Genomic DNA, 19,016 nt, shown 5'->3' on the forward strand with positions numbered 1-19,016 from the left:
TCAAATTGTTTGTTGTTATGCCAGCCATCAGTGAGGGTTATCCATGAATCTGTTTCAGCTGCGCGCCTTCGATGCCGTGGCCCGCGAAGGCAGCTTCACCCGCGCGGCTGCGCGGTTGTTCATCAGCCAGCCGGCGGTCACCGGACACATCAAGGCACTGGAAGAGCACTACCAGATCACCTTGCTGCGGCGCACGGCGCGACGGGTGGAACTGACCGAGGAGGGCACCAAACTGGCGGCGATCACCCGCGCCATGTTCGGCCTGGCGGAAGAAGCGCAGACGCTGCTCGAGGCCAATCGGCAGTTACTGACCGGGCGTCTGGAGGTGGCGGCGGATGGGCCGCACATGGTCATGCCGATGCTGGCAAGCCTGCGCGCGCGCTTTCCGGGGATCACCGTCAACCTGCGTCTGGGCAACGCGCAGGAAACCCTGGCGGCGCTGTTGTCGGAACACGCCGATGTCGCGGTGCTGACCGAGGTCGAGCCGCGCAAGGGCCTGCATCTGCAAGCGCTGAGCGAATCGCGGATCTGCGCGTTGGTGCCGGCGGGGCATCGCTGGGCGAATCGCTCCGCTGACGTGAAACTCAAGGAGCTGGACCAAGTGATCATGGTCCTGCGCGAGCCGAGTTCGATTACCCGGCGCACTTTTGATCAAGCGTGTGCGCAGGCCTCGATTCAGCCGCGGGTGTTGCTGGAGCTGGACAGTCGCGAGGCGGTGACCGAAGCGGTCGCGGCCGAGTTGGGTGTCGGTGTGGTGTCATCGGTGGAGGTCAGTCATGACCCGCGCGTGGTGGCGATCCCGATTGCCGGGGAAGGGCTGATGAACCGGCACATGATTGGCTGCATGGAGCGCCGGCGCGAGTTGCGCTTGATTCAGGCGTTTTTTGATCTGGCGCCAGACTGAATACCGAGGCGACTTTTTCGCGAGCAGGCTCGCTCCCGCACTACAGAGCGCGCTCCCATGTGGGAGCGAGCCTGCTCGCGAAGGGGCCAGTGCTGCTTACACAAGGCTCTCGCGAACCATATCGAGAAACGTCGCCACCACCCGCCGCGAACTCTGTTCGCGCAAGCACACCAGGGTTTCGGTCAGGCGCCTCGTGCAGTCGGTGATCGGCAACGCGCAGACCCGTGAGTCGGCGCCGAACTCCGCCGCTGAAACCACACCAACCCCGATCCCCACCACCACGGCTTCGCGCGCCGCTTCCCGACCTTCAACCTGAATCGCCGGGCGGATGCGCAAACCTGCGCGTGCCATTTCCTCTTCCAGGGTCTGCCGGGTCACCGAACCGGTCTCACGCAGCACCAGTGGCGTGTCATCCAGATCGGCCAGACAGATCGATTCGCGCTCGGCCCACGGATGATTGCGCGAAACGAACGCCACCATCGGATCGTTGCGCAACGGCACACACAGCAAGCGTTCATCGGTTACGTCGCGGCCGAGCAGCGCCAGATCGGCCTGATAGTTGAACAGGCGAAACAGCGATTCATCGGTATTGCCGGTTTCGATTTTCACGCTGATGCCCGGGTAGCGCTCGCAGAACCGTGCGATCTGCGGCAACACGTGGATCGGCGCGTCCACCGCGAGAATCAGGCTGCCGGTCTGCAGGGCCTGGGATTCCTGCAGCAATTCCTGCGCTTCGGCTTCGATCACGAACAGGCGCTGGGTGATCGCCAGCAGGCGCTCGCCGAGATCGGTCAGGCGTACGGAACGTTTATTGCGGTGAAACAGCAGCACGCCGAAGCGTTCTTCGAGTTTGCGCACCTGGTCGGAAATCGCCGGTTGCGTCAGATAAAGCCGCTCGGCGGAGCGGGTGAAGCTGCCATGGACGGCCACCGCGTGGAACGCTTTGAGTTGGGCGTGAGAGACAGACATGGTGGCTCCAGTAACAAGCTCGGCTTATGTGTGAAATACGATAAATCGATTTTATTTATTAAACAGTAATTGCTTTGATCGGCTCACGCCATCGCTGACTGCTCGGTCGAACAGCAGCGCTGGCCCATGAGCCTGTGCGTGCAACAGCAGACTCATCTGACCGTTATCGCCGAAGGGAAGGGGCGGTATCGCAGTGCTCAACAATAAAAAACACAGGCGTTTTTCTTAATCGATTCTGCCGGCACACTCACACCCTGAGGTCAGAACCACCATGAACAAGCACATCGGCACCCTGGCGCGTTGGCGCGTGCAGATCTTCGCTATTACCTGGCTCGCGTACGCCGCGTTCTACTTCACCCGCAAAGCATTTTCGGTGGCCAAACTGGGCATCGCCGAAGACCCTGATTTCACCCTCGACAAAATGGCCATGGCCAACCTCGACGCGATCTATCTGGCGGCGTATGCCCTCGGACAGTTCACCTGGGGCATGCTCGCCGATCGCTTTGGCCCGCGAGTCGTAGTGCTTGGTGGTTTGCTGATATCCGCCGCTGCGGCGCTGGTGATGGGCAGTTTCGCTACATTGCCGATCTTCGCCACGTGTATGTTGATTCAAGGTCTGGCGCAGTCCACTGGCTGGTCCGGGCTGTGTAAAAACCTTGGCAGCTTCTTCCCGTCAGAGCAGCGCGGGCGCGTGCTCGGCTTGTGGAGTTCCTGTTACGCGTTTGGTGGCCTGGTCGCCTCGCCGTTCGCCGGCTGGTGGGCCTACACGCTGGTCGGCACCTGGCACGCGGCATTCATTTCCAGCGCGGCGGTGGTCGCGGTGGTGGCCGTGCTGTTCTTTATCTTCCAGCGCAACAAACCGGAAGACGTCGGCTTGCCGGCGGTGGAGCCGGAGCCGGAACTGACCGCCGAGGAAACCGCAGCCAACAGCAAACTCAGCGTGTGGGAGCCGTTAAAGGAAATCCTGCGCAACCGCACGGTGCTGGTGCTGGGACTGGCGTATTTCCTGCTGAAACCGGCGCGCTACGCGATTCTGTTGTGGGGCCCGGTGATTGTTTTCGAGCAGATGCCCAGTGTCGGCAAGGTCGGCGCGGCGATCATTCCCACCGCGTTTGAACTGGCCGGATTGCTCGGGCCGATCATGATCGGCCTGGCCTCGGACAAACTCTTCGGCGCCCGACGCATGCCGGCCTGCGTGCTGAGTCTGTTGGCGCTGACCGTGACGCTGGCGCTGTTCATGGCTGCGCTGAACACCGGCAGCGTGTTGCTGGTTGTCGCGTTGCTGTTCGTCATGGGCCTGACGTTGTACGGCCCGGACTCGATGATCAGCGGCGCGGCCGCCATCGATTTCGGCAAGGCCAAGGCCGGTGCCACCGCCGCCGGTTTCGTCAACGGCTGCGGCTCCGTTGGCGCAGTGCTCGGCGGTTTGCTGCCGGGCTACTTCGACTCGGTGACGGTGTTCATCGTCTTCGCCGGATGCGCGCTGTTCTCGGCGCTGGTGCTGATTCCGCACTGGAACAGTCGGCCGGTCGGCGTGATGGAGCCGCGCGCGGCGATCCCCAACTGCCCGCTGAGCGTCAAACCGCTGCGTTCCTGAAACCCTTCGCCCCGTGGCCTGCTGCGCGGTGCGCGGCAGGCTGCGTCGTGGCTTTCTGACTGGAGATTTCCCATGCGACCGTTCTGGCTCGAGCAAGCCTTGCAGGCCGACCCATCCGAGCAGTGTCCACCGCTGCAAGGCGAGGTGCGCACCGATGTGTGCATCGTTGGCGGCGGCTACACCGGATTGTGGACGGCGATCATGCTCAATCAGCAAAACCCCGAGCTGGAGGTGTTGCTGATCGAAGCTGACATCTGCGGTGCCGGCGCCAGTGGCCGTAATGGTGGTTGCGCACTGTCATGGTCGGCCAAGTATTTCACCCTGGAGCGCTTGTTCGGCGTCGAAGAAGCGGTGCGTCTGGTCAGGGAATCGGAGCGCAGCATCCATGCGATCGGCGAGTTCTGCGAGCAGTACGGCGTCGATGCCGACTACCGCCTCGACGGCACGCTGTACACCGCGACCAATCGCGCCCAGGTCGGCGCAACTGACGCGGTGATCGCGGCGCTGGAGCGTAACGGCATCAACTCGTTCAGCCAGCGACCGCTCGCCGATGTGCAGCGCATGGCTGGTTCGTCAAAACATCTGGAAGGCTGGTTTTCCCCGGCGGCTGCCAGCGTGCAACCGGGCAAACTGGTGCGCGGCCTGCGCCGGGTGGCGCTGCAATTGGGCGTGAAAATCCATGAGGGTACGGCGATGACCGGACTGGAAGAGGGCCGCCCGGCACGTATTCACACGCCCGGCGGCAAGGTCATCGCCGACCGGGTGGTGCTGGCGATGAATGCGTGGATGGCCCGCGCGTTTCCTCAGTTCGAGCGCAGTGTGGCGATCGTTTCCAGTGACATGCTGATCACCGAACCGCGCCTGGACCTGTTGCAGCAAATCGGTTTGACCAGCGGCGTCAGCGTCCTCGATTCGCGGATTTTCGTGCATTACTACCACAACACCCCGGACGGCCGGATCATGCTCGGCAAGGGCGGCAACACCTTCGCCTATGGCGGGCGGATGCTGCCGGTGTTCGATCAGCCGTCGCCTTATGCCGGCTTGCTCAAGCGCAGTCTCGCGGATTTTTTCCCGGCGTTCGCCGAGGTCAAAATCGACGCGACGTGGAACGGCCCGTCGGATCGTTCGGTGACCGGCTTACCGTTTTTCGGCCAGATGAGCGGGGCGGGCAATGTGTTTTACGGCTTCGGTTATTCCGGCAGCGGCGTCGGCCCGTGTCACATGGGCGGGCAGATTCTCGCCGCGCTGGTGCAAGGCCTGGATAACCCGTGGACCCGCTCGCCGCTGGTCAACGGGCCGCTGGGTTATTTCCCGCCGGAACCCATCCGCTACCTCGGCTCGTTGATGGTGCGCAACGCCATCCGCCGCAAGGAGCGCGCCGAAGATCACGGGCACCGGCCTCGGCATCTGGACGTGCGCCTGGCCAGGTTCGCGGCGGCGGCGGGCAAGGCGGACAAAAGCTGAGGCGCCGATCAATGCTCGGCGCGGTGGCTCAGCCAGTCGAGCAACAGGCTGTCGCGCACGGGCTCTGATTCGCGCTCCGGCGGCTGGCGTGCGTGGCTGAGGCACAGGATCGGTCGGTCCGGATCGCTGTCGAGGAAACTCACCCACACTTCACTGCCAGCACGCGGTAATTGATCGATGGCGACAGGGCCGCTGAGCCGGCTCATGGCGATCGGCAGCCACAGGGCGTCGCTGGCGGATTTATCCGCAGACGGCCACAGGCTTACAGCGAGGCAGCCGTTTTCGTCCACTTGCGCAGGTTGCCCAGGCGCACCCGCCACTTTCGCCAAGTGATAACCGGCAATATTCGGGCGAGCTTGTTTGAGTGGCGGACGGAAGTCGGTCGACCAGGGCTGCGCAGTGAAGTCGTTGTGATAACGCTGAACGCTTGGCGCCGGATCAAGGATCGAAGGGTGCTGCCCGTGGTGGCGCACCGCGCTGATCAGCCATTGTTCGTTGAAATGATGAATCGGGTGGTCGGCCACAAGCAGCAGTCGTCCACTGAGCAAATCGCTGCAATCACTGCGCCCGTGAATGGAGCGCAACTGGCAGCGTTGGCGTTGCAGATGACGTCGGCTGCGTTGTTCGGCGTGTAGACGTTCCGGCGATCGCGCGGGCATCGGCAACTCGGTCGAGACCTCGTTGGCGGCTTCGGCATTGCCGGTTGGCTGACCGCGATTGCGCACCGCATGCAGCATCGGTACAGGCGCCGCGCGATGCTGTTGATAGAGCGCGCTGACGCAGGGCGACGGTGGTTGCTCATCAGCACTGAAAGGGATTTCGACCGGTTCCTGCGGCAGGCTCAGGCTGTCGTCAGCGAACACCACGACGTGTCCGTCCGGCCCGTGTTCGAAGTGATAGTGGATGCCTTCTTCTTCGCATAGCCGCTGCGCCAGTGCCAGATCGCTTTCTTCGTACTGAATGCAAAACGCCCTTGCCGGGTAGTGACCGACGCTCATTTCAATGCGGTAGCTGTGCGCTGGCAGGGCATGTTCTTCGAGCAGTTGTTGAATGATCTGCGGCACACTCAGGTGAGTAAACACGCGGCGCTTATGCGTTTGCGCCAGTTGTTGCAGATACGGCACCAGAATCAGTCGATAGCCGACCCGATGTGTCCCGCGATGTTCGCAGCTGGCGCTGGAAATGACGCCGTGGAATCCGTGCTGCTCACTGAGCCGCAAAAAGGCTGGCCTGTGCAGGAAGGATCCCGGGACGATGGCCGGGGCCAGTCCGAGCAGTTCAATGTCGAAACGGTAAGGCTGGTTCAGCGCTTCCTCGCCGCGAAAACGCACCACCGGCAGGCGCAATCCGCTGTCGGTCAGTGTAAGGGTGAAGGGACTTTCCTTGTCATTGAGCATTCGAGCAGGCCCTGTCAGGCGATACGGGGTTTCAAGGGTACGAAACCGTTGGGCTGAATGGTCATGACAAAGGCGCTTTTCAGAATCCCCCTACATGCTTTGGTGAAGATGTCGATTCCGTCGGCTGTTTTTTTGGTCGATTGCCGACTTTAGGCCGTATAAACTTGCCGCCACGCGTCGGCCAATAGATGTCTCGGCGCCACAGATCAAGAGAGTGAGTAATGGGCGCACAGTGGAAGGTTAAACACAAAGAAGCGGCAGCCAACGCCAAAGGGAAGATCTTCGGCAAACTGGTGAAGGAAATCACCATTGCTGCGCGCAACGGTGCCGATACCGCCACCAACGCACACCTGCGTCTGGTGGTCGAACAGGCGAAAAAAGCCTCGATGCCAAAAGAAACCCTCGATCGCGCGATCAAGAAAGGCGCCGGTCTGCTGGGTGAAACTGTGCAATACCATCGCGTGACCTACGAAGGCTTCGCGCCGCATCAGGTGCCGCTGATCGTCGAATGCGTCACCGACAACATCAACCGCACCGTCGCGGAAATTCGTGTGGCGTTCCGCAAGGGCCAGTTGGGCGCTTCGGGTTCGGTGGCGTGGATGTTCAACCACGTCGGCATGATCGAAGCCGCGCCGGACAGCCCGGAAGCCGATCCGGAAATGGCTGCGATCGAAGCCGGTGCCCAGGATTTCGAGCCGGGCGAAGAGGGCGCGACGCTGTTCCTCACCGACCCGACCGACCTCGACGCTGTGCAGAAAGCCCTGCCGGAACAAGGCTTCACCGTGCTCTCGGCCAAGCTCGGCTACCAGCCGAAGAACCCGGTCAGCGGCTTGAGCGACGAGCAGATGGCTGAAGTCGAGGCGTTCCTCGAAGGCCTCGACAACCATGATGACGTGCAGGACATGTTTGTTGGTCTGGCTGGCTGATCCCTCGCGCCAGTAATGACCTCTTCTCGAGTAGGCTGGCTGCCACATTTGCAATGCATTCCAATGTGGGAGCGAGCCTGCTCGCGAATGACCGCGCAGCGGTCACAGATTCTCCAGCACCTCGATGACTTCACTGAACCCCGGCCGCCCCAGCACATCGGCCTGACAGCAACGTCGTTCCAGCGCCTCCAGGTGCGCGCGCCGCTCCGTACTCAATCCTGAGTCGACACGCTCCAGCAATTCCCCCAACAACACACCGAACGCACGTACTTCCAGGCGCTGCAATGCGCGCGCCTGCACATCATCGCGGGTGGCATGAAACGACGCCGCGCCGAAATCCCCCAGCAGACAATCGCCCTGATCGTTCAACAGAATGTTGTGGCCATACAGATCGCCGTGGGTAATGCCTTGGTGGTGCAGGTGCTCGGCCGCTGAGGCGATGCCTTGGGCGACGCGCAGGGCAACCTCCGCCGTGAACCGGCAGTCCTCGGCATAAACATCCCGCGAGCACGAGACCAGGCTCGGCAAGCCGGCGAGATTGCCGAAGCTCGGATCTATCAACTGCATCACCAATCCCTGCTGCTGATCGGGGTGGCCGCTGATGCGGCCCTCGACGCGGATCAGGTTGGGGTGCAAACCGGCAGTGATGCAGGCGTTCATCTCATGCAACGGCGAGCCGTCGCTGGTCATCTCGCCTTTGTACAGCTTCACCGCAACCGCTTGCGCCGTGCCATCGTCACGCTGCCAGACCGCCTGGGAAATCACCCCGGAAGCGCCTTCGCCCAGTTGCTGCTCCAGGCGCAGCGCTGACCAGTCGATCAGCGGCGTAGCCTCAAGGGCAGCGGCATCGGCTTCGGTTTCCAGCGGATTGCCGGCGTAGGCCAGCCAGGTCAGGCTCGGCAAGGTCAGCAGCCATTGCGGCAGTTCGCTGAGTTGGTTGGCAGCGATGCGCAGCAATTCCAGCCGATGGCAGTGACGCAGGGAGTCTGGCAGCGAGCGCAGGCGATTGCCGGCGAGCATGAGCTTCTGCAAAGCGCGGCGTTCACCCAGTTCTTTCGGCAGGTTCTCGATGCGGTTATCGGTGAGGATCAGCCAGCGCAGCGACGGCGGCAGGGCGGCACCGGGCACATTGACGATGCGGTTGGCCTTGAAGCCGACCATGGTCAGCGCGGTGCACTGGCCGAGGCACGCCGGCAGTTCGCTGAACTGGTTGTCGGAGCAGAACAGCACGCGCAGGCGGGTCAGGCGATGCAGGTCATCGGGCAGGCTGGATAACGCATTGCCGCTGAGGTTGAGCACTTCCAGCGTGTCGGCCAGTTGGAAAATTTCGCGGGGGAATTCGGTCAGCCCGCAAGACAGGTCGAGGCGGGTGATGCCTGACAGCTCGCCGGCGCGCAGTTGAGCAAGGGTGTGCATGTCTGGTTTCGCTATTGATCGGTGGAGCGACGCGGGGGCGCGGGAATGGGCGACATGATAGCGGTAAAGCGGATGCTGAACGGATTTTGAGTTGTCCCGGGACCTTGTGGGAGCGAGCCTGCTCGCGAAAGCGGCGTATCAGTTAAATGAACTCTGACTGACATACCGCTTTCGCGAGCAGGCTCGCTCCCACAGGGCTCGCTCTCACAGGGTAGGGTGTCAGTTGGGTTCGTGAATTTCCTGCAATTGCCCCAACCGGCTGCGCGTGCGCGCCAGGTCGATGGCGTGACCTTCCAGGCTCTGGCCCAGCGGCAGTTGGCCGAGCAGGGTCAGGTGCTTGTCCTGATCGTAGAGCACGTCGATCAAATTGATGAAGCGCTGTTGCACGGCGATCGGACACTCGCCGAGCTGCGGCAGGTCATCGATGATCCACTGGTCGAAACGCTGGCACAGTTGCAGATAATCCATCACTGCCGTTGGCTGTTCACACAGGTCGTTGAAGGTGAACGCGACTCGCCGGCCTTGGCAAAAACGGGCCTGAAGCTGGCGCTTGCCAACCTCGAGGGCAAGGGCAGGCGCGTCGGCTGGTGGCAGGTCCAGGGCCTGGCGCTGGGCTGTTGTAGCCGGCCAGACGTAATGTCCTTGGGTAAACACTTGATGCGAATGCTGGCGGTTCAGCGTGCGGTAGTCGTGGTCGCCGCCGACTTCCATCACCTGCATGCGCGTGTTGATCAGCTCGATCACCGGTTTGAAGCGTGCGTGATACAGCGGGTTGGGCAGCAGGCCCTCGGGTGCATAGTTGGAGGTCACCAGCAGCATGATCCGCCGTTTGAACAGGGCCTTGAACAAACGCGTGATCAGCATCGCGTCGCCGATGTCGTGCACATGAAATTCGTCGAAACACAGCACCTGGCAATCTTCCAGCAACTCATCCAGGGTGATTTCCAGCGCGTCTTCCTGCAGGCGGTGACGGAACATGCCGTCGTGCAGCCGGGCAAAAAACTGATGGAAGTGCAGGCGACGTTTGCGCGGGATCGGCAGTGCCTGGAAAAAACCGTCGAGCAACCAGCTCTTGCCGCGCCCGACGGCTCCGTACAGGTACAGACTCGGCGGTGTGTGGCCGCTGTCGCCCAGCAGTACGCTGGCCTGCTGCGCCATGCAGTCGATGACGTGCTGCTGACTGCGGCTAAGGGTGTAGCCCTGGCTTTTGGCTTTGTCGCGGAAATAATCGCGGATGGTCGCGGCATGAGCATCGTGCCCGGCGCTGACGGGCAGGCTTTTGCCGAACAGGCGGCGCAACAACGGCCAGCGTTGGCTCAGTCGTGATCGTTTCGGCGTTCGGGCGGGCACGCGGGGCAGGCTCCTGGTTGATTGGGCCGACTCCACCGGAGCTCGGCGCTAAAGTTTAACCAGACCTCGGACATAGGCTCCATGAAATATGCATGATTCCCCTGTAGGAGCTGACGAGTGCAACGAGGCTGCGATCTTTTGATCTGGGTTGCCGCCAACAGATCGCAGCCTCGTTGCACTCGTCAGCTCCTACCAGAGGCGGATTTCAGAACGGTGGCGATTGCTTGAGCAACTCTGCTGCCGGCGAGTCGGTCGGGCTGACCACCGCATAGTTGTAACCCGGCCCTGACCAGTAATCGGCCTGCAGATCGCCATCGCTGCGCGAGCCACGCGGCAGCAGGGTGTTTTTCGGCCCCGGTGGACGCAGGTAGAAACTGACCTTGTGACCGCTGCCATCCTCATACATCACCATTGCCGCCGCGCCTTCATCGGTGCTGAGCAAACGCCCGCTGACCGGCTCGAATCCGGCAGCTTTCAAGTCCGGCAAGCGCCCGGCACCGCTGAAGTAGCGGTCGAGCCAACGCTGCATGTCGCCGTCGCTGTCGACCTTGTAATCGGCGGGCAGTACGCCTTGCTGGGCGATCAGGCGATAGGCTTGCAACGCGTCAGTCATCGGCAATTGCGCAGGGCGCACCAAGGTCATTTCCCGTGCCTGCCAGCCACTGAAACCACCAATGCTCACGGCAATCAGCAGCACCGCCGCGCTGGCCAGGTGCCGACGGGACTGCTGGCGGCGGCGCTGGCGAATCATCATCGGGTCAAGCGCCGGATTGGCCGGTTGCTGCAACGCGCCACTCAGCGCTGCGCGCAATTGCTGGGCGTCGCGTTGCCAGGCGCGCACCTGCGCCGCTTCTTCGGGGTGGCTGGCCAGCCAGGTCTCGAGCACGCGCCGATCGGCGTCGCTGAGCTGGTGGTCGACGTAGGCGTGCAAATCACGTTCGCTGGGAGGCAGGCTGATCATTTGAGTATCCGCAAGGAAGGGCTGCTGATTTCGCCGTCGCTGAGTTGGCGCAAGGCCTGGCGGGCGCGGGACAGGCGCGACATCACGGTGCCGATCGGGGCGCCGAGGATCTCGGCGACCTCTTTATAGGACAGGCCTTCCACCGAGACCATCAGCAGCAAGGCGCGCTGTTCGGTGGGCAGGCGTTCGAAGGCTTGCAGGGTCGATTGGGCAATCACGGTGCGTTCCACAGACGGCTCGGCATCGTCGCGACCGGTGAAAAATTCCAGCATCCGCGCATAGCGCCGCGAACGACGGTGCGCGTCGAGAAATTGCCGATAGAGGATCGCGAACAGCCAGGCGCGCAAGTCGCCGTCAGCGCGTTTCTCGCCCCACGCCGACAGCGCCCGCTCGAGGCTGGCCTGGACCAGATCGTCAGCGCTGCTGCTGTTGCGCGTCAACGACACGGCGAAGCGGCGCAATCTGGGAATGATTTCTCTCAACTGTTCGTCGAATTCGCTCATGAATGTCTGCTGGTCGCTACGCTGTGGACTAGGAAGACGCCCGTCAGCGCAGGTTATTCCCCGCGCGCAAAAATAAATACCGCACCGTGGAATAAACCCGGACGGGGTGCGTCTTGCTGACTCTTTCCACTTGTGGCCGATGGCCTGGAGATATTCATGGTTGATCGCTCGTCCCCCAACGCTGCACCGCCCGGCAGGCCGCCGCGCCAGCCACTGAGCGCCGCGAGCCTGGTTTTTCGTCTGGGCGGCATTGCCGTGATTGTCGCCGCCGTGGCCGGGGCGTTTGCCTACGTGCATGGCAACCTTGACCCGCAACGATTGACGCCAAAAGCGTTGGTCGATGTGCTGGAAAAGAACAACGGCGTGCATCCCGGCTTTCGTCGCAATCACGCCAAGGGTGTCTGCGTGATAGGCCATTTCGAAAGCAGCGGCGAGGCGCGCGCATTCTCTACAGCACAAGTGTTCAACCTGCCGCAGACACCGGTGGTGGGGCGTTTCGCCTTGCCGGCCGGCAATCCCTACGCGCCGGACAGCGCCGTACCGATCCGCAGCCTGGCGCTGCGCTTCACCCAGGCGAACGGTCAGCAATGGCGCACCGGCATGAACAGCATGCCGGTGTTTCCGGTGGGCACGCCCGAAGCGTTCTACCAATTGCAGCAGGCGCAGTCGCCGGATCCAGCCACCGGCAAGCCAGACCCGACGAAGGTGCCGGCGTTTTTTGCCGCACATCCGGAAGCCGTGCCGTTTCTGACGTGGGTGAAGACCGCCAAGCCTTCGGCCAGCTACGCCACCGAAACCTATAACAGCATCAATGCGTTCTATCTGGTCGATGGCAACGGTAAAAAACAGGCCGTACGCTGGAGCATGACGCCGCTGGCGCAGGACGCGGCGGGTGCCACGGCTCCTGAAGGCGCGGACTTTCTCGAGAAGGATCTGGTGCAACGCCTGGCCGCCGCACCCTTGCGCTTTCAGTTGAACATCACCCTGGCCAACGCCGGTGACCCGGTGAACGATGCCAGCAAGACCTGGCCCGCAGATCGCAAAGTGCTGAACGCCGGAACCCTGGTGCTGGAGAAGACCCAGCCGCAACTCAGTGGCGAGTGCCGTGACATCAACTACGACCCGCTGGTGCTGCCGGCCGGGATTCAAGGCTCGGAAGATCCACTGCTGGCCGCGCGTTCTGCCGGCTATGCCGATTCCTACCTGCGTCGCACCAGCGAAGTCAGCCAGTTGCCCGCCGCCAAACAGGAGGCTCGTCCATGAACAAGCAACCGACGCATTTCGTTTTGCTGGCGCGCCTGCTGCACTGGCTGATGGCGCTGATGATCATCGCCATGCTGTTTATCGGCGCGGGCATGGTCACTTCGGTGTCGTCTCGCCATGAATGGCTGATTCATCTGCATAAGCCGCTGGGCATCGCGATTCTGGCGCTGGTGATCGTGCGCCTGCTGGTGCGCTTCACCACCCGCCAACCGCCGCTGCCGGATGATCTGCCGGGCTGGCAGGTGCTGGCAGCCAAGGCTTCCCACGTCTTGTTGTATGCGTTGATGCTGGTGTTGCCGTTGCTCGGCTGGGCGATGATCAGTGCCTCGGGCGAGCCAGTGATGCTGACGTCGTCGCTGCATCTGCCGTCGATTGTGCCGGCCGATGCGCAACTGTTTGCGTTGCTGCGCAAGTCCCATGGCTATTTGGCGTATCTGCTGTTTCTGACGGTGCTGCTGCACTTGGCGGCGGCGCTGTTCCATGGCTGGGTGCGGCGTGACGAAGTGCTCGACAGCATGTTGCGCGGGCGCGATCGCGGCTGACCGGTTAAAGCAAAAGATCGCGGACAGGCCGCGATCTTTTGTTGTTGCAGGGAAGGGGATCAGCGCAGGGTGTCGACCATGTCGGCGAAGGTGGTCAGCACATCCTTGCCCAATTGCTTGGAACGTTTGCCCGACCAGCCGGTGATCTTGTCCGGGTGGTCGTCGTGGTCCTTGAACGGCATCTCCAGGGTCAGCGACAGGCAGTCGTATTTCTGTCCGACGCTGTTGCAGGCCAGCGTCATGTTGGCCTGTCCCGGTTCGTCGCGGGTGTAGCCATAGGTGGTCTGGAAGTCTTTGGTGGTGTGCTTCAAGTGGCTGCGAAAATGCTCTTCAAGCTTTTCGATGCGCGGCGTAAAACCAGGATTGCCTTCACAGCCGGCGGTGAAAACGTGAGGTATGGTTTCGTCGCCGTGTACGTCGATAAACGCATCGACGCCATACTTTTGCATCTGCTGCTGAACGAATAGCACTTCCGGGCTGATGTCCTGACTGGCGCTCTGCCACGCCCGGTTCAAGTCCTGCCCCATGGCGTTGGTGCGCAGGTGGCCGTGGAACGCGCCGTCCGGGTTCATGTTCGGCACCAGATACAGATCGGCGCTGGCCAGCAGTTTGTTCAATACCGGATCGTCCTGTCGTTCCAGACGCTCGATCACACCTTCCATGAACCATTCAGCCATGTGCTCGCCCGGATGCTGCTGGGCGATGATCCAGATTTTGCGCTGGCCTTCGGCACCGGTGCCTTTGCGCAGCAGCTGAATGTCGCGGCCCTCGACACTGTTGCCGGTCGCCAGCAATTCGGTGCCAGCCTTGCTTAGCGCTTGCTCGATCAACCAGTCGTGGCGGCCGCGGCTGTAGGGTTCGAAGTAGGCGAACCAGGCGTGGGTCTGTTCGGCTTCGAGGCAGAAGCGCAGGCTGTCGCCTTCGAAGCTGGTAGGGATGCGGAACCAGTTGACGTGATCATACGACGCCACCGCTTGATAGCCCGGCCAGCCTTTGCTGTAGGTCGATTGGCTGGCGTTGACCAGGCGGAACCAGTGTTCCTGATGCACATGCAGGCCGCTGGCCTTGAAGTGGAACCACTGAAAATGAGCGCTGCGGGTGTCCGGGCGGATGGCCAGGACGGGACTGAGCGGGTTGCTGATATCGATGACTTGGATATTGCCGCTGTCGAAATTGGCGCTGATGTCGAACGAAGATTTGGCCACGGTCATGGTCGGTTCCTGATCAGGATTTTTATGACCGGTACTTTACACGCAGGCAGGGCTGAAACCGAGGGGAATCGCGGGTGTAGCGGGGGGCGTCTTCCGTGACGCGCCAGCAGCTTAGAGGCTATGCGATTGATTCTCAAGTGCTGATTGCCATTAGTTTCGCCCAATGTGGCTGGGCTCGGCTTGCCAATCGATATTCTTTTGATATTATCCGCGCCATCGAATTTGCAGCACCCAAAGACTTCATTAGCCTGAAGACACAAGCCCGAAAAACGGGCAAAAAAAGACCCGGCAAAAAGCCGGGTCAAAAACCGTGATTAGCCTGATGAGGAGATAGTCCAGAAGACCGACCTAAGGTCTCTGGTCCATCGACTGATCTCGCGACCAGCTGCTTGCAATAATAATCATTATCATTTGCAAGTCAAATGTTTTTATCTGCGCGATGGGAAAATTCTTTCCTGTCCGCCCGTACCTTGTCCGCCGTGACTTCGTCGTTGTCGATCGAATGGTCGACCATCGCCCGCGCCATATCCACCATGTGCACCACCGAAAAGGCCAGATCGCGACTGGTGCCTTGCAGGTTTTCTGCGGCCTTGAACGCGGTGGCGGCCGCACATCGCAACAGATCCGAGGCATGCACCAGTGCTTCCTCGCCGCTGAGATGGCCTTTGACATTGAAAAAACGTTCGTCCGTCTCGGATTTCGAAACAGTCGGTTTCAAGTAGTAGTCCAGCGCGCGCTGTGCGGCGGCATTGCCCTGAGGGGAGGTGAAGCTGGTGTCAATTTGCAGATCGGGCATGTCTTTGCTGCTGATGTTCATCATGAAACGTCACTCCATGTTCGATTGAAAGTCCGTTCCTCTAGGATAGTACCGCCTGTATTTGTGACTAGGATTTAAATACTACAATATGTGTTTTGCCGGTCGAAGACGTCCGCGTAAGGTGCGGCACATGGATAAATGGATTGAGTTGGTCAAGGCCAAGATGAGTGAACTCAAAGTCACTCAAACAGAGCTCGGAGAGCGCGTCGGCATGTCCCAGGGCGGGATCGGTCATTGGCTGAACAAGCGTCGCGAACCCGGTGTTACCGAAATGAACCGCGTGCTCAAGGCGCTGGGAATGGACTTCCTTGAAGTCGTTCTGGTGATTCGCGAACCGCAGCCGACGCCGGAAGACGAGATGCCGCTGGCGCAGAAGTACAACCCGTACTTCCGTTATCCGGTTTGCGATTGGCGTGCACCGTGCGAAGTGCGTGACACTGCGGCGAGCTATCCCGGAGCATCAGCGAAGCAGCGCTTCGAACTGACGGATTACCACGCTCGCGGCGGTGCGGCGTTCTGGCTGACGGTGACGGGGGATTCGATGACCGCGCCGAGCGGCCAGAGCGTTGCCGAGGGCATGCTGATTCTGGTCGATCCGGAGTTGGAGGCAGTGCCTGGCAAACTGGTGATCGCCCAGTGGCCGGACAGCGAAGAGGCGATTTTCCGCAAACTCGACGAACAGGCCGGCCAGCGTTACCTGGTGCCGCTCAATCCAACCTGGCCGAAAACCCTGCTCACCGATGAATGCCGGATCATCGGCGTGGTGGTTCAGGCAACGGCGCGTTACTGAACCGATCGATCCTCGCGCAAGGCCAGGATCGATCCTTTTATTTCATCCCTCTTCCAGTTCAACCAAAGCGCTGCCTTCGCTGACCATATCGCCTTCCTGGCAATACAGCGCTTTGATCACACCGGCCTGCGGGGCACGGATGCTGTGTTCCATCTTCATGGCTTCCAGCACCACCAGTTGCGCCCCGGCCTCAACCGACTGTCCCGTTTCGACCAGCACGCGCACGATGCTGCCGTTCATTGGCGCGGTCAGCCCGCCCTGATGGCTGTGGCTGGCCTCGACGGCGCTGATCGGATCGAACGCCTCGATGCGCCGCAATTCGCCGTCCCATTCCAGATACAACGCGCCACCCTGACGAATCGCCCGCAATGTGCGGCGCACGCCGTCATGCTCGACGGTCAGCGCTTCGCCCAGCAGTGTCGCAGAGGCCGCAGAGCCCAAAGTCAGCGCGCGATCCTGTCCCTCGCAACTCAAATGCAAGGTGATTTGCGCCGGCAAACCTGCGCGCAAACCACTACCGCGAGACCAGGGCGAGGCGGGATCATCCGCCCGAGCACGCTGCGGCAGACTCTGCGCAAACGCCTGCGCCGCCGCCTGCCAGAACTCATCGCTCAACGTGCCTGGTGCTGGCAGCAATTGCTCCTGATAGCGCGGAATGAACCCGGTATCCAGCTCTGCCGCCGCAAACGCCGGATGCGCGATGATCCTGCGCAGGAAATTGATGTTGGTCTTCAGCCCGCCAATCGCAAACTCGTCGAGCATGCTCAACAGACGCAAGCGTGCCTGTTCGCGATCTTCACCCCAGGCAATCAGCTTGCCGAGCATCGGGTCGTAGAAGGGCGATATCTCGTCACCTTCCTCAACGCCGCTGTCCACCCGCCGCCCCGGTCCCTGCGCCGATTCGCGATACAAGTCCAGCCGCCCGGTGGCCGGCAGGAAATCATTCGCCGGATCCTCGGCATACAAACGCACTTCGATCGCATGACCATTGAGCGGCACCTGCGCCTGAGTGATCGGCAGCGTTTCCCCACGGGCGACGCGAATCTGCCAGGCGACCAGATCAAGCCCGGTGATTGCTTCGGTCACCGGGTGCTCGACTTGCAGCCGCGTGTTCATCTCCATGAAGAAAAACTCGCCGCGCGCATCCAGCAAAAACTCCACGGTACCGGCGCCGACATAACCGATCGCCTGCGCCGAACGCACGGCCGCTTCGCCCATTGCTCGGCGCAACTCGGGCGACAGGCCCGGCGCCGGGGCTTCTTCGACGACTTTCTGGTGACGACGCTGGATCGAACAATCGCGCTCGTTGAGATACAGGCAGTTGCCGTGCTGATCGGCGAACACCTGAATCTCCACATGACGTGGCTTGAGCAAATACTTTTCCACCAACATCCGCGAGTCGCCAAACGACGATTGCGCTTCGCGCTGCGCCGAGGCGAGGGCTTCAGCCAGTTGGCTGACATCCTCGACGACTTTCATGCCTTTACCACCGCCGCCGGCCGTAGCCTTGAGCAGCACCGGATAACCGATGCGTTCGCAGGCTTCGCGGAAGGTGTCGAGGTCCTGCGCCTCGCCGTGATAGCCCGGCACCAAAGGCACACCGGCCTTTTCCATCAACGCTTTGGCGGCGGATTTGCTGCCCATCGCGTCGATGGCCGAGGCGGGCGGGCCGAGGAAGATCAGCCCGGCGGCTTCGATGGCGCGGGCGAACCCAGCATTCTCCGAGAGAAAACCGTAGCCGGGATGAATCGCCTGGGCACCGCTGGCCTTGGCGGCGGCGATCAATTTATCGATTTGCAGATAACTCTCAGCAGCCTTGCTGCCGCCCAGATCGACGCGGATATCGGCTTCACGGCTGTGGCGCGCATCGCGGTCGGTGGCGCTGTGCACAGCGACGGTAGTCAGGCCCAGGGCCTTGGCGGTGCGCATCACGCGGCAGGCGATTTCGCCACGGTTGGCCACCAGCAGGGTGGTAATCACAGGTGCGCTCATCAACGCGACTCCTTGGTGGATGCGGCTTGCCAGCTCGGCGGGCGTTTTTGCAGGAAGGCGCGCAAGCCTTCCTGGCCTTCGGCGCTGACGCGAATCCGCGCGATGGCATTTTCCGTGTAGCGGCGCAGGGCCGGGGTCAGCGCGCCGTTGCCGACTTCGCGCAGCAAGTCCTTGCTGGCGCGCATGGCCGCGGGGCTGTTGAGCAACAGGTTGTCGATCCACTGTTCGACCTGATGCTCCAGTTCAGCCGCAGGATAGCTTTCGGCGAGCAAGCCGATCTCCCGCGCCCGCTGCCCGTTGAAGCGCTCGGCAGTCAGCGCATAGCGCCGCGCCGCACGCTCACCGATCGCTTGCACCACGAACGGGCTGATCACCGCTGGCGCCAGGCCGATGCGTACTTCCGACAGGCAGAACTGCGCGTCATCGGCGCCGATCGCCATGTCACAGCAACTGATCAAGCCCAGCGCGCCACCAAACGCCGCGCCCTGAACCACAGCCAGAGTGGGGATTTTCAGCTTGGCGAGGTTGTACATCAGCTCGGCCAGTTCGCGGGCATCGTCAAGATTGGTGTGGTAATCGAGTTCTGCCGATTGCTGCATCCAGGCCAGGTCGGCACCGGCACTGAAATGCTTGCCACGCCCGCGCAGCAGCAGGAAACGCAGGTTCGAATCGCTGGCGACCTTGTCGAGGGCGAGGATCAGTTCGCGGATCATCTCGGCGTTGAACGCGTTGTTTTTCTCCGCGCGATTTAGCCACAGCGTCGCGAAACCGCGTGGGTCGTTTTGCAGTTCGAGGGTATTGAAGTCGCTCATATTCATCCGTCTCCACGGTTCTTGTGGGAGCGAGCCTGCTCGCGAAAGCGGGGTATCAGTCGATCTATCCGCTGCCTGACAGAGCGCATTCGCGAGCAGGCT

Annotated in this window: 18 protein-coding genes; 8 read left to right on the forward strand and 10 right to left on the reverse strand. The window is 61.7% G+C overall.

The features are described 5' to 3' along the window. The first annotated feature begins 43 nt into the window (after positions 1-43). Complete coding sequence (locus AB4N48_RS07455) at positions 44-904, forward strand: LysR substrate-binding domain-containing protein (RefSeq protein WP_460095061.1); 861 nt, start codon at positions 44-46, stop codon at positions 902-904. Positions 905-1,000: 96 nt separating this feature from the next. Here the strand turns inward: AB4N48_RS07455 and AB4N48_RS07460 are convergent, their stop codons facing one another. Beyond that, positions 1,001-1,873: a LysR family transcriptional regulator gene (locus tag AB4N48_RS07460; protein ID WP_460095062.1), complete on the reverse strand. Its 873-nt coding sequence runs from the start codon at positions 1,871-1,873 to the stop codon at positions 1,001-1,003. Between the two features lie 271 nt (positions 1,874-2,144). On the opposite strand from AB4N48_RS07460, the gene AB4N48_RS07465 reads away from it, so the two are divergent. Both AB4N48_RS07465 and AB4N48_RS07470 read left to right on the forward strand, forming a co-directional pair. Continuing rightward, complete coding sequence (locus tag AB4N48_RS07465) at positions 2,145-3,470, forward strand: MFS transporter (RefSeq protein WP_016775327.1); 1,326 nt, start codon at positions 2,145-2,147, stop codon at positions 3,468-3,470. A 72-nt stretch (positions 3,471-3,542) separates the two neighbouring features. After that, positions 3,543-4,934 carry an FAD-dependent oxidoreductase gene (locus AB4N48_RS07470; RefSeq protein ID WP_460095063.1) on the forward strand — a complete coding sequence of 464 codons (1,392 nt, stop codon included), beginning with the start codon at positions 3,543-3,545 and terminating at the stop codon, positions 4,932-4,934. An 8-nt stretch (positions 4,935-4,942) separates the two neighbouring features. Here AB4N48_RS07470 and AB4N48_RS07475 read toward each other — a convergent pair whose 3' ends face one another. Beyond that, positions 4,943-6,331, reverse strand: a complete 1,389-nt coding sequence (locus AB4N48_RS07475; protein ID WP_460095064.1) for a type VI secretion system Vgr family protein — start codon at positions 6,329-6,331, stop codon at positions 4,943-4,945. A gap of 221 nt (positions 6,332-6,552) precedes the next feature. Here AB4N48_RS07475 and AB4N48_RS07480 point away from each other — a divergent pair, with 221 nt between their 5' ends. After that, entirely contained in the window at positions 6,553-7,257 is a 705-nt protein-coding gene (locus AB4N48_RS07480; protein ID WP_252882301.1) for a YebC/PmpR family DNA-binding transcriptional regulator, read from the forward strand. A gap of 102 nt (positions 7,258-7,359) precedes the next feature. Here the strand turns inward: AB4N48_RS07480 and AB4N48_RS07485 are convergent, their stop codons facing one another. The 4 genes from AB4N48_RS07485 to AB4N48_RS07500 all read right to left on the reverse strand — a co-directional run bounded on the left by AB4N48_RS07485 (position 7,360) and on the right by AB4N48_RS07500 (position 11,487). Further along, positions 7,360-8,673, reverse strand: a complete 1,314-nt coding sequence (locus tag AB4N48_RS07485) for a leucine-rich repeat-containing protein kinase family protein (protein ID WP_460095065.1) — start codon at positions 8,671-8,673, stop codon at positions 7,360-7,362. A gap of 219 nt (positions 8,674-8,892) precedes the next feature. Then, entirely contained in the window at positions 8,893-10,023 is a 1,131-nt protein-coding gene (zapE, locus tag AB4N48_RS07490) for a cell division protein ZapE (RefSeq protein WP_252882299.1), read from the reverse strand. 205 nt (positions 10,024-10,228) lie between these two features. Then, positions 10,229-10,984 carry an anti-sigma factor family protein gene (locus AB4N48_RS07495; RefSeq protein ID WP_122703728.1) on the reverse strand — a complete coding sequence of 252 codons (756 nt, stop codon included), beginning with the start codon at positions 10,982-10,984 and terminating at the stop codon, positions 10,229-10,231. Then, entirely contained in the window at positions 10,981-11,487 is a 507-nt protein-coding gene (locus AB4N48_RS07500) for a sigma-70 family RNA polymerase sigma factor (RefSeq protein ID WP_041477125.1), read from the reverse strand. Before AB4N48_RS07500 ends, AB4N48_RS07495 begins: the two co-directional genes overlap by 4 nt. A 156-nt stretch (positions 11,488-11,643) precedes the next feature. Here AB4N48_RS07500 and AB4N48_RS07505 point away from each other — a divergent pair, with 156 nt between their 5' ends. Continuing rightward, positions 11,644-12,750 carry a catalase family peroxidase gene (locus tag AB4N48_RS07505; RefSeq protein ID WP_150741165.1) on the forward strand — a complete coding sequence of 369 codons (1,107 nt, stop codon included), beginning with the start codon at positions 11,644-11,646 and terminating at the stop codon, positions 12,748-12,750. Further along, positions 12,747-13,292 (forward strand): cytochrome b, encoded by a 546-nt coding sequence (locus AB4N48_RS07510; protein WP_041477122.1) that lies wholly within the window; start codon positions 12,747-12,749, stop codon positions 13,290-13,292. The genes AB4N48_RS07505 and AB4N48_RS07510 overlap by 4 nt, the downstream gene beginning before the upstream one ends. Positions 13,293-13,351: 59 nt before the next feature. Here AB4N48_RS07510 and AB4N48_RS07515 read toward each other — a convergent pair whose 3' ends face one another. Further along, positions 13,352-14,503 (reverse strand): M14 family metallopeptidase, encoded by a 1,152-nt coding sequence (locus tag AB4N48_RS07515; protein WP_460095067.1) that lies wholly within the window; start codon positions 14,501-14,503, stop codon positions 13,352-13,354. Between the two features lie 95 nt (positions 14,504-14,598). Between AB4N48_RS07515 and AB4N48_RS07520 the strand changes: the two genes are divergently transcribed. Further along, positions 14,599-14,817 (forward strand): hypothetical protein, encoded by a 219-nt coding sequence (locus tag AB4N48_RS07520; protein ID WP_095182091.1) that lies wholly within the window; start codon positions 14,599-14,601, stop codon positions 14,815-14,817. A gap of 104 nt (positions 14,818-14,921) precedes the next feature. Here the strand turns inward: AB4N48_RS07520 and AB4N48_RS07525 are convergent, their stop codons facing one another. Further along, the gene (locus tag AB4N48_RS07525; protein ID WP_056789870.1) at positions 14,922-15,320 is read right to left on the reverse strand and encodes a DUF6124 family protein; all 399 of its coding nucleotides are present in this window, start codon (positions 15,318-15,320) and stop codon (positions 14,922-14,924) included. 130 nt (positions 15,321-15,450) lie between these two features. Between AB4N48_RS07525 and AB4N48_RS07530 the strand changes: the two genes are divergently transcribed. Beyond that, a complete protein-coding gene (locus tag AB4N48_RS07530) occupies positions 15,451-16,110 on the forward strand; it encodes a LexA family protein (protein ID WP_071172928.1) in 660 nt (219 codons plus the stop codon). Between the two features lie 42 nt (positions 16,111-16,152). Here AB4N48_RS07530 and AB4N48_RS07535 read toward each other — a convergent pair whose 3' ends face one another. Next, on the reverse strand, positions 16,153-18,102 hold the full coding sequence (locus AB4N48_RS07535; RefSeq protein WP_460095068.1) for an acetyl/propionyl/methylcrotonyl-CoA carboxylase subunit alpha: 1,950 nt from the start codon (positions 18,100-18,102) through the stop codon (positions 16,153-16,155). After that, entirely contained in the window at positions 18,102-18,914 is an 813-nt protein-coding gene (locus tag AB4N48_RS07540) for a gamma-carboxygeranoyl-CoA hydratase (RefSeq protein WP_460095069.1), read from the reverse strand. Before AB4N48_RS07540 ends, AB4N48_RS07535 begins: the two co-directional genes overlap by 1 nt. Positions 18,915-19,016 lie beyond the last annotated feature (102 nt).

It is taken from the genome of Pseudomonas sp. S2_C11, assembly GCF_054668395.1.

Excerpts from the sequence above, each read along its gene's own strand:
- AB4N48_RS07460 (WP_460095062.1), bottom strand. The coding sequence starts at position 1,873 with ATGTCTGTCTCTCACGCCCAACTCAAAGCGTTCCACGCGGTGGCCGTC.
- AB4N48_RS07480 (WP_252882301.1), top strand. The coding sequence starts at position 6,553 with ATGGGCGCACAGTGGAAGGTTAAACACAAAGAAGCGGCAGCCAACGCC.
- AB4N48_RS07525 (WP_056789870.1), bottom strand. The coding sequence starts at position 15,320 with ATGAACATCAGCAGCAAAGACATGCCCGATCTGCAAATTGACACCAGC.
- AB4N48_RS07505 (WP_150741165.1), top strand. The coding sequence starts at position 11,644 with ATGGTTGATCGCTCGTCCCCCAACGCTGCACCGCCCGGCAGGCCGCCG.
- AB4N48_RS07510 (WP_041477122.1), top strand. The coding sequence starts at position 12,747 with ATGAACAAGCAACCGACGCATTTCGTTTTGCTGGCGCGCCTGCTGCAC.
- AB4N48_RS07455 (WP_460095061.1), top strand. The coding sequence starts at position 44 with ATGAATCTGTTTCAGCTGCGCGCCTTCGATGCCGTGGCCCGCGAAGGC.
- AB4N48_RS07530 (WP_071172928.1), top strand. The coding sequence starts at position 15,451 with ATGGATAAATGGATTGAGTTGGTCAAGGCCAAGATGAGTGAACTCAAA.
- AB4N48_RS07500 (WP_041477125.1), bottom strand. The coding sequence starts at position 11,487 with ATGAGCGAATTCGACGAACAGTTGAGAGAAATCATTCCCAGATTGCGC.
- AB4N48_RS07470 (WP_460095063.1), top strand. The coding sequence starts at position 3,543 with ATGCGACCGTTCTGGCTCGAGCAAGCCTTGCAGGCCGACCCATCCGAG.
- AB4N48_RS07475 (WP_460095064.1), bottom strand. The coding sequence starts at position 6,331 with ATGCTCAATGACAAGGAAAGTCCCTTCACCCTTACACTGACCGACAGC.
- AB4N48_RS07540 (WP_460095069.1), bottom strand. The coding sequence starts at position 18,914 with ATGAGCGACTTCAATACCCTCGAACTGCAAAACGACCCACGCGGTTTC.
- AB4N48_RS07495 (WP_122703728.1), bottom strand. The coding sequence starts at position 10,984 with ATGATCAGCCTGCCTCCCAGCGAACGTGATTTGCACGCCTACGTCGAC.
- AB4N48_RS07465 (WP_016775327.1), top strand. The coding sequence starts at position 2,145 with ATGAACAAGCACATCGGCACCCTGGCGCGTTGGCGCGTGCAGATCTTC.
- AB4N48_RS07535 (WP_460095068.1), bottom strand. The coding sequence starts at position 18,102 with ATGAGCGCACCTGTGATTACCACCCTGCTGGTGGCCAACCGTGGCGAA.
- AB4N48_RS07515 (WP_460095067.1), bottom strand. The coding sequence starts at position 14,503 with ATGACCGTGGCCAAATCTTCGTTCGACATCAGCGCCAATTTCGACAGC.
- AB4N48_RS07485 (WP_460095065.1), bottom strand. The coding sequence starts at position 8,673 with ATGCACACCCTTGCTCAACTGCGCGCCGGCGAGCTGTCAGGCATCACC.